Here is a 13,352-nt window from a genome sequence, read left to right as displayed (position 1 = left end):
CGGGCCTGCCAGCGCGTATATTTAGTTAAGATTTAGCTGCTACCTTCCATAGTATCGTAAAGGTTTACTCTCAGCAACTTTCTAACATCTTAATTTTAAAACTTTTAACCCAACTACCGTGGCCTTTATAAACCGAGACAAACAATTAAATATTCGCCAATCAGACATACAGCCGGTGAAAGATAGCATTCAGGCATTGTTGAAAGCTTATCGTATTCAAGGCAAAGTAAATCAGGTTCAGGTGGTGGCTAGTTGGGAAAAAATTGTAGGGAAAGCCATTGCCCTTAAAACAAAAGAACTTTATTTTAAAGAAGATAAACTATTTGTATTACTTACATCTGCCCCGCTGAAACACCAGTTAGTTATGTCGAAAACCCGCGTTATCGAATTAATTAACCTGGAAGTAGGCGAAGGTGTAGTGAAGGAAGTAGTGTTCTTGTAATTAATTGCAAGTTGCAGGTTACAAGTTGCAAGTTAGAAGACTTAAAATTTCATCATATTATTTTATGCTGTCAGTTTAATGTACTACGTATTGCGGAAAACTTTAAACTTGCAACTTATAACCTGCAACTTATTTAAAATGCCTGCTCCTCTCCCCGATTTCCGGACCGTTGCGTATTCGCGGACTACTTTAACTGAACTCATGATTCCGAGTTATGCCAATTTTGGTGGCAAAATTCACGGGGGAATCTTATTATCCTTAATGGACAAGGTAGCCTATACTTGCGCGGCCAAGCACGCGGGTAATTACTGCGTTACCGTAACCGTGGATGGTGTAAATTTTCTACAACCCGTAGAGGTTGGCGAACTGGTTTCTTTGATGGCTTCTATTAATTACGTTGGGCGCACCTCTTTATTGGTAGGCATTAAAGTTATTGCCGAAAATGTAAAAACCGGCATAGTAAAACATACTAATACTTCCTATTTTACTATGGTAGCCAAAGGCGACGATGATAAACCCACCCAAGTTCCTGGTTTGATTTTAGAAACCCGTAACCAAGTGCGTCGTTACCTCGAAGCAATCAAACGCAAGGAAATGAAAGCGCAATACGCCGACCAGTTTAACAATGCTAAATCGAACCTGACTATTGAACAAGAATTATATAAGTTAGAGGGCGAACGGTGCCAGATTGGTTTTGAATTGTAAGATTATAATTTGAACCTGATCGGCAAAGTATAGCGCACGTTAACTGGTACTCCTTCTTGCTTACCAGGTTCCCAGGCGGGCATACTAGCTGTAACCCGGATAGACTCTTTATCTAAATCTGGATGCAAGGATTTAACCACTTTAATGTTCTCAATTTGACCATTTTTAGTAACCACGAATTGTAGAATAACATTGCCTTGCGCTTTTTGCTTGTAAGCTGTTTTCGAATACTTTATGTTTTTACTTAGATATTTATACATATTTTCTAAACCACCAGGGAAAACCGGGTTTTCTTCGTGCGGAAAAAAAGTAGTATCTTGGCCGGATTTTGTGAAACAACGCCCCTGAATTGGTTTATTTGATTCGAAAGTCTCTATCCTTTTGCGAGCACCGTCCCGATAAAAAGTAGTCGCCTCGGCCTGGCTACCAAGATCTGTATAAAGATAATAAAGTTGTCCATTATCATACCACCGTCTTCTCTCTCCAGTTGAAAAGTTATTTTGGATCTGCTCTTCATATTTCAACTGCCCGTTCTTATACCATTCCCGGTTATAACTTATAGTTGTCGAATTCTTTTGAACAGGATATTCCGAGTACTTTTCGCCCGTAATATAAAAGGTTTTAACTAACTCTTCTTCAATAGCCATGTTAAATGCAGTATATCGCAAGTAGGTAGCAGTTGATTTGTCCGATGTTCTAACAAAATTTTCGTCTAGGTAAAGTGTATCGGTTAAAACTTGAGCTTGAACCATTGAATTGAGCCAAACACACATCCATAAACTAACAATTACACGAATAAATACCGGAAACATAACTAGGAAATAGCTAAACGTTTACTAAGGTTTTAAAGGCTTCTTGTCCTTCCTTTTCAAAAAGATTCACTTCTTCTGGCTGGTACAACGTTGTGGTAAAGGTACGTTTTACTCGTTTGGACTTTATGAAATACGGTATCCAAATGGCTGCTGCTATTAAGGTCCGAAAAATTAACTTAAAATCGGATTCACCTACTTTAAGCATTACGGCCAGAGCATTATCAAAAAATATAAACAAGAAATTGCATCCGTAAAAAGCTATAAGTAAACGAGGCACACTGGTACGCCGTTCGTGAAACAAGATAATTAGTAACACCGCAAACACCAGAAAACCAATATTACCGGCAAATTCAAAAAGAATTAATAAAGCCTGCACTGGATTAAATCCTTCATAGGATTTATTAGTTAGTAATTGCCAGATGGAAGCTTCAAAAAAGTTGTTCGTAATTAATCGAATAACTATGGACAGGGGGGTAAGGTATAATCCAAGTAGCACCAACACCAGCCAACCGCCTATATCCTGCTTATAAGAAAAGGTTTCTGGAATAATGGGATCGTAGTGGTATGCTCGCCAAGTGCCATAGGCCCAAGCTGATAAAAATATAATCGCCAGAACAATCATCAGAATATCCACTGGTCTTTCGGGAGTTGTTTTTGTTGTATTTAGCGGATTATAAATCTCGAAACCTAACTGGTCGAGTACTTCTTTTTGCTTTTTAAGGTAAGTGCTGGCTTCAGTACCGGGTACGTAATCACGTAAATTTTTGTAAGTATACTTCAGGATAATAGAATTACTGGCTTGCTGGTAGCTAACGTCGCTCTTAAAACGAAACGATTTATCCTGAATAACTTTTGTATCCTCATCAATCGGCCAGGACTCTGGCAACAATAAGGTAATCGTTTCTTCAAACTCCGAAGGATAAGACAAGCTAATAGGCATTTTCCGGATTACGGTACTGGGTTTACCCAACCGGTCGCGGAGTACCTGCGGATAAAAATAAGCCGTTAATACGCTATCTTTATTCTTTTGGGCAGGCGACCAAAGATCCTGAATGGTATATTCTTCAAGTGTAGTAATAATATTCTTCTCCGGATCATCAATAAAATCTAGGTCGCGCGCTACCGATATATTGGGGTAAGTGCTGGCATAAAAGTTTAAGTAGCTTTTTTCTGTTTCTTTCAGATTACTCGTAGCCAAACGCTGGCGCATCCCATCGGCTTCTGCTCCATAATAATAGGTTTTTACTTCCAAGGTAACTGCCCCACCAATATCGTTGAATATAAAGTTTTCTGCCACCTTCATTTTAGATGCCTGGGGTGTTTCCATTCTTACAAAGGCTCCGCCACCATTTTTTAACACCATTGCCGTTTTGTAACTAGGTGTAGCCAGGCTATCGTAGCGCCCACGTTGCAGGCTAATGGTAGGATCAATCCAGATTTTCTTACCAGGTAATTCCACCACTACAATACAGTGATTAAACGCATACGCCGAAGGTAACCATTTCGGGATTTGGTGCTGATAGTAAGTATTAACCAATGCCGGATAAGCGTTAATGTTCATGGCCTGGAGCATTTGGCTTAATAAAAACGATTTATCTTTACAATCGCCGAAGCGTTGTTTGAAGGTTTGAGCCGGAGCATGGGGCTTGTAACCGCTTATTCCATTCTCTAAGCCTAAGTACCGGATTTTATCCTGCACGAAGCGAACCGTAGCCGAAATTCGTTCACCGGCATCACCGGAAATATTTTTGATAGAATCAATTTCCTGCTGCAATTCTTTGCTTAAACCTTTTACTTCGTAAAGAGCTGCAGCCCATTGTCCAAATTCCTGCCAGTTGGTAAACTCCGACAAACTTACCCAAGGATAGGGATCGTACCACGACGGGATATCTGAATCGACGGGAAAACCCGGTACGTTCTTTAAATGCCAGGTATACGATTGCTGGTTACTAGTTATGCTTTGTGCTGGTTGTTCCTTTGTGTTAAAAAGCTTATAATTAATTTTACGGTTAGGAGTTGTATTTACCCGGACATATATTTCATCTACCGGGTCAGAATAGCGGAGATTAAAATTGTTAAAAAATTTATTCTCAAATACTGGATTCCAACCTTTAATAGAATAAGCAAATTCCACGATATCGTTTATCCGGACATCATCCAGCAGGGCAATAGCCGAAAGTTGCTCGTTATAAATATGTTTGTCAAGCTCTTTCTCTACCTGGCTTTGCTTAAACTTTACCGTAGCCAACTTATCAATAGGTTTTCCGTTGCGCCAAATACGTATTGCATGAAACACAATTTGCTCGTACTTAGGATCGTAAGTAACTTGTATTTCTGATACAGATTGTAGCCCTTCGTCGGTAAATACCAAGTAGCCATTGTGATAGAACTGCGTTTGACTGGGCAAATCTGATTGGGAATCTTTTAGCAGCACATGGTAACCACCGGAAACATCTTTCGCTTTTACCTTAGTGGTAAGATTTACGGGTAAAGGAACTACCCAACTCGGAATTGGCCCACGAGGGAGTTTAGCAGCCGTACTCTGAGCAGCTTGGCAAAAAAGAGAAATCAGAATAAATGCCGCAATTACATACGGACGGGATACGCGTAAAAACATGCAATAAGCCTAAGTATTTTGATTAACAGTATAAAAATAAACTTTAAATAGAAATAGCTCTTTTTGGCCTAAAAAACAAGGCTTGTTGATAGTTTGCAGCTATCCAGAAGTAATTCAGGCCTACACTGTATCCTAAGAAATGTGAATTTTAAGAAGTTATTAACCAGGCTTATAGAGTCAAGAAAATAAAGGTTTTTCCACTAAAAATCTAAGTTTGGCTTTATCAAAGATAGATTTGCTACCTTACTTAGGCTAATCAGATAAACCCATCTTCTTAATTTACAAAATCAATAAGGGTTCTATATTCCTGATATTATATTAAGAAACTGTCTAAGAATCTTCAAGCATTTCTAACAACAAGAATGTAATATACAATTCTATTGATAAAAATAAGTCAAACAGCTTATCTGCATTATTAAATTAGTTAAATCTTTTACTTAAATGATCCATATATAATTGATCCAATTCTGTAATTATTAAATCCCTTCTCTTAATTGAAGTAGTTATTATATTTTTCCATTATTTTTGGTTTATTCAATCATACTGGCTAACACATGTTAGTAAATGCTCGCTTATTGTTGTTAAGTAAATTTTATAGTATTTGCCTTTATATACCACCTTTAAAGAAGACCGTAAATATCTTATTTTGGGGTATATCTTATTTTGGGCTAATTTTTCCTTTAATAATCTGCTTTTTACCAGTAGCTTATGCTCAAACAACTTCACCCCAATCAGTAACTGAAATTGTTACCGATTTTGATGGTTTCTGGCAAAGTTCTAACACCAGTTTAGATGCTACTATTGCAGCAAATAATGTTAATCCAACTAAACCAAATAACAGCCATAATCTAATAGCTTTCACCTATAGAAACGCACGGTATTCTACTGCCGTAAATGATGGTTTACTAACCACTAAAGGAGTAACTTTCATTCCAGGTCACTACCAAGCCTTAACCGGAATTACTTTATCTGGAACAATTACTACGAATACAAAAGTAGGTGTAGGTGCCTTATATGATGGAGTAGCCGTGGGACCAAGTAATCCTCCTCCCGTTCGGGATCTTCCGCTTTATCTTTCTGATGGCATTAATGGGTTAAACCTTGGAACTGGTATTGCCAATGTACCAGTTGGCCCAAATCTTAACTTTAACATGGATAATATTTTGCCTGGTGCTGTTGGAGATGGCATACCAGATATTTTAGTTACGCAAATAGCCGATCCTGCCGGCTCAGCTGATAAATACAGGTTTCTAAATAATAGTAATGTCCAGGTTGGCAATCAAATAACCATTCCTTTTGCTGCAATTCCAATTACAGGTAAATGGGTAGCTGATTTTTACGAGGCGAGTACAAACCCCCTTACTTTAACCAGCGGTTTTACCAATACTCAAAGAGATATTCGGGTGTGGGCAGCAGATTTTAGCGATTTTGGTATTACTTCGGCCTCTGTGGCTACTGTTAAAACTTTTCAAATTACATTATCTGGTAATAGCGATGTAGCCTTTGTAGCGTACAATGTTAATGCGTTTAAATATCCACTACCGGTTGAGCTTACCTTTTTCAAAAGTAATAATATAAACGGGCAGGTACTTTTAACCTGGGAAACTAGCTCAGAACATAATAGCTCTTACTTTGAAGTAGAAACTAGTACAGACGGAGTAAAATTTACTCCTATAGCTCAGTTACCAGCGAGTGGAACTACTTCTACGTTGCAAGAGTATCAGTATTTACATAAAACTCCTTTTATTGGTACCAATTACTACCGTTTGCGGCAGGTCGATTTAAATGGTACGCAAAAATACTCGGCTATTATTGCCGAAAAAGTAACTCAAATATCTTCTGCTGGCTGGCAAATTATATCAACGCCAAACCCTTTTAGAAATAAACTTGAATTGCAAATTGCTCCACCGGAATCTGGAAACGGAATTGCTCAAATTCAACTTTTTTCGTTGGATGGTCATCCATTGTACGAGAAATCAATGAATGGATTATTCCAGCCAACCACCATTTATTTAAACGATTTACCTACTCTACCTTCCGGCATGTATTTGTTAAAATGCTATTTAAATAACCACTGTACCGTATTAAAAATAGTACGGGAGTAAGGAATCATCATAAAAATTTGGCTTTAAATAAAAAGATAAAACTCTAACAATTAGTTAATTAAAATTTATAAACTGTTTTAAATTCACAAAAACACTTTATCTTTGCTCCAACTTAACAAACAGCCTCTGTTACTTTCTCTTGCTTCTTCGGGCTATACCTGGCCTGGAATTGTTTAATAAATCAGCTACCAACTGATTTCCCTCGGATGACCCATTAACTGCATCCGAACAGATATTTCTTTTCTGTTTATTAAACAATTAAAAAGGTATAACCATGTTTAACATTACTTCTAACAGATTAAAATTAATTCCATTATCCCATAATCAACTGCAATTACTAGCGCAAAGCCGTTCGGAACTAGACAAAGCTCTAAGCCTAAACCCCAGCGAACAAGAATATGATACTACTATTGCGGCCGAAATAACTGATGCTCTGGAAAACTTCTGGCTACCCCAAACCGCCTTGCACCCGCAGGATTATAGCTGGTATACCAATTGGGACATAGTGCTAACCGAACGCAATGTTTCTATTGGCGGTATTGGCTTCACCGGTTTACCCGATACTGATGGTAAAACTATGGTAGGTTATGGCATTAGCCAATTGCACGAAGGCCAGGGCTATGCGACGGAAGCCTTGCAATGTTTGTTACGTTGGGGCTTTGCTCACCCAAAATTAAAAACAGTAATAGCCACTACCCCACCGGAAAATAGTAAGTCGCACCGCGTATTGCTCAAAAATAATTTTACGAAAACCGGCGAATCCAGTGATATGATTTATTGGGAACTAAACCGCCTTTAATTAAGAAGGGAGCGTTTACTTAAAACGCTCCCTTCTTTCTGATAACTATTGTTTTTTATAACCAAGAGCTATACCGTTGGATATTTCCATTCGCCGCGGTACTCCCGGCTGAGTAGTTTATTGGCTTCCGGATCGTTTACAATGATTTCTTTTTCACCATCCCAGATTACGCTGCGGCCTAACTTTAAAGACAACATACCCAATAAAGCCATATTAGTAGAGCGGTGCCCAATTTCAATGTCGCAAACCGAACGCTTTTTCGCTTTAATAGATGCCAGAAAATCGGCCCACAATTGTTTAATGTTTTGGTCGTCGGGTTGATTTAATTGCGGATCCTGGTGAATGATTTGCTTTTTAGAATCCGTGGGGTAAAATGTCCAGCCTTTTTGCCAGCCCATATGAAAAGTCCCTTCGGTGCCATAGAAATAACAACCTACATTTTCGCCTTTTTCGGCGTTATTGCCCGCAAACAAGCGGTGCTCCCAACTAACGGTAAAGTCTTCAAACTCGTAAGTAGCTACCTGATGATCGGGCGCATCGGTATTATCTTGCCGGATGGCGCGACCACCCGTCGAAAATACTTTTTTCGGATATTTTTCTTCGGTCCACCATAAAATTTGATCCAACCAGTGAATGCCCCAATCGCCCAACTGACCATTGGCATAATCCAGAAACGAGCGAAAACCCCGTGGGTGAATAGCGGCATTATAGGGCCGCAAGGGAGCTGGTCCGCACCACATATTCCAGTCTAAGCCTTTCGGAGCTTCACTATCGGGTTTTACCTCGCCCGGTCCGCCGCCATAATGCACAAAAGCCCGCACCATTCCAATTTTACCGGCTTTACCCGATTTTAAAAATTCCATACCCGATACATTGTGCGGCGATACCCGGCGGTGCGTACCCACCTGCACTACCCGATCGGCATCCCGGGCCGCTTTTACCATCGCGCGGCCTTCGTAAATAGTATGACTAATGGGCTTTTCGACGTATACGTGGGCGCCTTGCTGTACCGCTGCAATAGTAATAAGCGGGTGCCAATGGTCGGGAGTAGCCACAATTACAATTTCGGGCTTTTCTTTGCTGAGCAGTTCTCGGAAATCGCCGTATTTTTTAGGTTTATCGCTGGTTAATTTTTCCAGCTCGGCGTACGATTTAGCTAGCTGGCTTTGGTCTACATCGCACATAGCTACTATTTTACTTTCGCCGGCCGCAATGGCTTCGCGTAAAATGTTGGTACCCCACCAGCCTGCGCCAATAAGAGCCGTACGATAAGGCCGGGTTTTACCGGCTACTGAAATAGACGGTAACGTATAAGCCGAAAAGGCCAGACTAGCCGCAGCCGACGATTTAATAAAATGACGACGATTCATATTTCCTGAATTTAAACCTTAATTTTTATTTGCAGATAATGCTTTTTGCTCCAAGTAAAGCCAAGCAGAATACGTATTTAAATCAACCAAACAGGCTTCTTCAAATCTATTGCTAGCAAATTAAAAATCAAAGTAAATTCTCCGGGATATAAGAAATGTTGTAGCACTCAACCTAATCCAAGTATTGCCTATTTTTTAGCTTCGTTATTATCTGGTTTTTACTGAAATTTATAACCATAAAATTATTTCTACTTCTATTTGTCTTATTAACCAGATTTATCTGTTATCCTGTTTATTATTTATCATGAAAAAATTTTCTATTCTGATTGTATTCGTATTCTTTCATTTAAGTTTATCGGCCCAGAATATATTGCCGGCTTTTACTTCGGAGGCCGACGCTTTTTTAAAAAAATACGTTTCGGATGGAAAAGTAGCTTACGCCGCCATTAAAAAAGAAGGACAAGCCATTCAAGTTCTTAGCTCCAGAATTAGTAGTATAAACCTGACAAATGCTTCGGAAAACAGTAAGAAGGCGTTTTATATAAATGCCTATAATTTACTAGTTATTCAGGCGGTAAGTAATTTGTATCCTTTAAAATCAGTAATGGATAAACCCGGCTTTTTTGATAAAACTTTGTATACCGTAGCGGGAGAAAAACTCACCTTGAATGACCTAGAAAAGAAAAAGTTATTACAACCATACCCTGATGCCCGGCTGCATTTTGCCCTGGCCTGTGCAGCAATAAGTTGTCCGCCGCTGGCAAGTTTTGCTTACTCTCCCGATGAAATAGATTCTCAGCTAAATAACCGCACTAAACTGACCTTAAACAATCCGGTATTTATTCGGGTTAATTCTAAAAACCGGCAAGTATTGCTTTCAAAAATTTTCGACTGGTACAAAAATGATTTTACCAAAGATAACCAAACTGTACTTTCGTTTCTGAATACCTACCGGACCGATAAAATTCCGGGCAATTACCAGCTAGGATATTACGAGTATAACTGGAGTTTAAACAATCAATAAATAAAATACCTTCTTTCAGTGGAAGATAGCCGTTTACAGAACGCTTTTTCACGGCAATTTGTATGATTTAAAAGCAGGCTTATTTCTATTTGCAAGTAATATTCAGGCAACAAAATACGCCATTTTAAAAGTTATCAGACAAAGCTCTAAGGCTGCCTATAAACGTAAACCTTTTTAGTATAATAAATAAAATGCAACCATTCGATAAACAAGCGCTTGTAAACCTCGATCAATCTTTTTCTTATTCAGAATACGAAGCCTTAATTGACCGCTTACTAGCCGAAAATAAAACTACCGGCCCGGATCAAGATCCGAAAATGGTATCTTATACCCAACTAAACCAAGTAAGGATGACCCGAATTGCCCGCACTACTACCCTGCTCCCCGAAGTACAGCAAGCGCTGGCCGAATTAACCAGATCCTTACAGTGGATAGTATTAACGGAAGCCTGGTGCGGCGACGCGGCGCAAAATGTGCCGGTGCTGGCTAAAATAACAGAAGCTTCGGCCGGTAAAATCGAGTTAAAATTGTTGCTCCGCGACGAAAACCCGAATTTAATGGACCAGTATTTAACCAATGGTACCCGCTCTATTCCTAAATTAATCTGTTTCGATGCGAACACTGGCGAAGAATTAGGCACTTGGGGCCCGCGACCAGACGCGGCGCAAGAGTTATACCGGGCTTTTAAAGCGAATCCTACGGGTACTAAAAAAGAATTCATTCAAAACGTACAACTTTGGTACGCGAAAGATAAAAGCGCTTCGATGCAGCAGGAAATAGCGCAACTACTTTGTAGCTGGCAGTAAGCATCAACTATTAATTTTATACTTTAGCTTTAATTACAGCATAGTAACTATAGATGGCCCAATGGTGCGGTACATCCGGGTAAATACGTACCTTAGAGCTGGTAAACGCAGCGCATGAAGAAAATAGTAATTATCGGGAATGGCATTGCCGGCATTACGCTGGCACAGCATGTCCGGCGGTTAAGTAACCATCAACTACTGGTTATTTCGTCGGAAACCGATTATTTCTTCTCGCGCACGGCTCTCATGTACGTGTACATGGGGCACCTACGGGCCGATCAAATGAAGCCTTTCGAAGATTGGTACTGGCCCGAAAACCGCATTGAATTAAAACGCGATTACGTTACCCGGGTAGATAGTTCGTCAAAACAGCTTCAACTGCAATCCGGCGATACGGTTACCTACGATATACTGGTAATAGCAACTGGCTCTAAATCCAATACTTTTAACTGGCCCGGCCAGGAACTCGCCGGGGTGCAAGGATTATATTCCTGGCAGGATTTGGAAAACCTGGAAACGCTAACGCCACAAATAAAACGAGCGGTAATTGTAGGCGGCGGTTTAATTGGTGTAGAATTAGCTGAAATGTTTCTATCGCGCTGTATTGATGTTACTTTTCTGGTGCGGGAAAAAAGTTTCTGGAGTAGCGTATTGCCCACTGAAGAATCAGCAATGGTAGCCCGCCACGTTCAAAGCCACCACGTAGACCTGCGCCTGGAAACCGAACTAGCACAAATTTTACCCGATGAAAATGGTAAGGTGCGAGCAATTATTACTAAAAACGGGGAAGAAATACCTTGTCAGTTTGTAGGTTTAACCGTGGGCGTTCACCCCAATATTGAATTTTTGCGCGACAGCGGCCTTGCCTTGGATAAAGGCGTACTAGTAAACGAGTATTTTGAAACCAACGTGCCGGATGTACACGCTATTGGCGACTGCGCGCAGTACCAGAAGCCACCTTTAGGTCGTAAATCCGTGGAGCCGCTTTGGTACGCGGGCCGCATGCACGGCGAAACCTTGGCTCATACGCTTTGTGGTCAGAAAACACCTTATAACCCTGGTATGTGGTTTAACTCGGCCAAGTTTTTTGATATTGAATACCAGGTATACGGCGAAGTAAACCAGCAACCCCAACCCGACGAAGAGCACTTATACTGGGAACACCCGAGTGGCAAAAAATCAATCCGGATTTGCTTTGACAAAGCCAGTAACCGCGTAAAAGGCTTTAATTTAATGGGTATTCGCTACCGCCACGAAGTTTGTGAACGTTGGATTCGAAACAACACTCCCATCCAGGAAGTCTTGAAAAACCTGCGGGAAGCTAATTTTGACCCCGAATTTTATAAGCGTTACGAACCCGAACTTTTGCGGCAATATAACCAACTTTATCCTGCTCAAAAAGAATCTACTAATAAACTAAAACAAGTTTTTGGCTTTAAAAGGTAGTTTGTTCTCCGGTTAGTTCTTGTATATTAGAGCCGCAAAAAATTACTTTTCATGAAAAAACTTTTATTAAGCACGTTTGCCGTTTTCTGCTTAACGGTATCGTGTAAAACTACCAGTAACAATAGTGCTTCATCGGCTGCATCTACCTCAGCACCCACCTCTGCTTCCACAGCCAGCGGCCAAACTCCTGAAACCGAATTAGGTTGGAAACTAGGTGCGCAAGCTTACACCTTTAATCGTTTTACTTTTACCGAAGCCATTGATAAAATTAAAAGCTGCGGCTTAAACTACGTAGAAGCGTTTCCGGGTCAAACGATTGGCGGCGGAATTGAAGGCAAAATGGAGCCGAATATGCCCGCTGAAAAACGAAATCAAATTTTAAAAATGTTGCAGGACAAAAGCGTGAAAATGGTATCGTTTGGCGTTACCGGCGCTAAAGATGAGGCCGGCTGGCGGGAATTATTTCAGTTTGCTAAAGATATGGGCCTGGAAAATATTACCATGGAGCCCGAGCCGGAATTCATTCCACTAGTATCTCAACTCTGCGACGAATACGGTATCAACGCGGCCTTACACAACCATCCTAACCCTTCCCGCTACTGGAACCCCGATGTGGTAATTGCTGCCATGCAAGGGCAAAGCAAACGATTAGGTGCCTGCGCCGATATCGGGCACTGGGTTCGGTCTGGTTTAGACCCGGTTGAATGCTTGAAAAAACTGGAAGGCCACGTTATTCAACTGCACTTCAAAGATTTGAATGAAAAAAGCAAAGATGCTCATGACGTACATTGGGGCGAAGGCGTATCGAACGTAGACGGCGTATTGGCTGAATTGAAAAGACAAAACTTTAAAGGCGTACTCTCCGCCGAATATGAATATAATTGGGAAAATAGCGCTCCGGATGTAACGGTCAGCGTACAGTATTTCAGAGAAGCCGTGCAGAAATTAGATTAGTCATAATGCTTTTTTATGAAACAAAAGCGGCTCTTACGTAGGTAGGAGCCGCTTTTGTTTCTATCTGTCTATATAATAATGAGGTACCAAAAATAATTTTTCTGATTTGTAAAGGTAAGCTCTTCCTCACCTTCCATTAGTGTGGTGATCTACGGTTGACTCGTTTACTGCCGCCTTGATATTTTAAATACTGCACCTTATTCTTATGATTAATGATAAGTAGCCGAAAGTCAATGAAGAAATATGCATTAAAGAATGTAATAATTGTAAGA

At 40.3% G+C, this 13,352-nt stretch carries 11 protein-coding genes; 8 read left to right on the top strand and 3 right to left on the bottom strand.

Going from position 1 to position 13,352, the window contains the following annotated elements:
- The first annotated feature begins 118 nt into the window (after positions 1–118).
- Both AHMF7605_RS19860 and AHMF7605_RS19855 read left to right on the top strand, forming a co-directional pair.
- A complete protein-coding gene (locus tag AHMF7605_RS19860) occupies positions 119–442 on the top strand; it encodes a DUF721 domain-containing protein (protein ID WP_106931777.1) in 324 nt (107 codons plus the stop codon).
- A 138-nt stretch (positions 443–580) separates the two neighbouring features.
- The gene (locus tag AHMF7605_RS19855) at positions 581–1,147 is read left to right on the top strand and encodes an acyl-CoA thioesterase (RefSeq protein WP_106933542.1); all 567 of its coding nucleotides are present in this window, start codon (positions 581–583) and stop codon (positions 1,145–1,147) included.
- Between the two features lie 2 nt (positions 1,148–1,149).
- On the opposite strand, the gene AHMF7605_RS19850 is transcribed toward AHMF7605_RS19855, so the two are convergent.
- Entirely contained in the window at positions 1,150–1,794 is a 645-nt protein-coding gene (locus AHMF7605_RS19850; RefSeq protein WP_158267568.1) for an energy transducer TonB, read from the bottom strand.
- 178 nt (positions 1,795–1,972) lie between these two features.
- Entirely contained in the window at positions 1,973–4,576 is a 2,604-nt protein-coding gene (locus tag AHMF7605_RS19845; RefSeq protein ID WP_106931775.1) for a DUF3857 domain-containing protein, read from the bottom strand.
- Between the two features lie 554 nt (positions 4,577–5,130).
- On the opposite strand from AHMF7605_RS19845, the gene AHMF7605_RS19840 reads away from it, so the two are divergent.
- Both AHMF7605_RS19840 and AHMF7605_RS19835 read left to right on the top strand, forming a co-directional pair.
- A complete protein-coding gene (locus tag AHMF7605_RS19840; RefSeq protein WP_106931774.1) occupies positions 5,131–6,681 on the top strand; it encodes a T9SS type A sorting domain-containing protein in 1,551 nt (516 codons plus the stop codon).
- 274 nt (positions 6,682–6,955) lie between these two features.
- Positions 6,956–7,480 (top strand): GNAT family N-acetyltransferase, encoded by a 525-nt coding sequence (locus AHMF7605_RS19835; protein ID WP_106931773.1) that lies wholly within the window; start codon positions 6,956–6,958, stop codon positions 7,478–7,480.
- A 68-nt stretch (positions 7,481–7,548) separates the two neighbouring features.
- Here the strand turns inward: AHMF7605_RS19835 and AHMF7605_RS19830 are convergent, their stop codons facing one another.
- Positions 7,549–8,850, bottom strand: a complete 1,302-nt coding sequence (locus tag AHMF7605_RS19830; RefSeq protein ID WP_106931772.1) for a Gfo/Idh/MocA family protein — start codon at positions 8,848–8,850, stop codon at positions 7,549–7,551.
- 304 nt (positions 8,851–9,154) lie between these two features.
- Between AHMF7605_RS19830 and AHMF7605_RS19825 the strand changes: the two genes are divergently transcribed.
- The 4 genes from AHMF7605_RS19825 (at position 9,155) to AHMF7605_RS19810 (ending at position 13,080) form a co-directional block, all read left to right on the top strand.
- A complete protein-coding gene (locus AHMF7605_RS19825) occupies positions 9,155–9,874 on the top strand; it encodes a DUF547 domain-containing protein (protein ID WP_106931771.1) in 720 nt (239 codons plus the stop codon).
- A gap of 191 nt (positions 9,875–10,065) precedes the next feature.
- On the top strand, positions 10,066–10,680 hold the full coding sequence (locus AHMF7605_RS19820) for a thioredoxin family protein (protein ID WP_106931770.1): 615 nt from the start codon (positions 10,066–10,068) through the stop codon (positions 10,678–10,680).
- 114 nt (positions 10,681–10,794) lie between these two features.
- Positions 10,795–12,126, top strand: a complete 1,332-nt coding sequence (locus AHMF7605_RS19815; RefSeq protein WP_106931769.1) for an NAD(P)/FAD-dependent oxidoreductase — start codon at positions 10,795–10,797, stop codon at positions 12,124–12,126.
- A gap of 51 nt (positions 12,127–12,177) precedes the next feature.
- Positions 12,178–13,080, top strand: a complete 903-nt coding sequence (locus AHMF7605_RS19810; protein WP_106931768.1) for a sugar phosphate isomerase/epimerase family protein — start codon at positions 12,178–12,180, stop codon at positions 13,078–13,080.
- Positions 13,081–13,352: the final 272 nt, after the last annotated feature.

The sequence above is a fragment of the Adhaeribacter arboris genome (genome assembly GCF_003023845.1).
Taxonomy (GTDB): domain Bacteria; phylum Bacteroidota; class Bacteroidia; order Cytophagales; family Hymenobacteraceae; genus Adhaeribacter; species Adhaeribacter arboris.
This window is presented reverse-complemented; position numbering and strand designations above follow the sequence as displayed.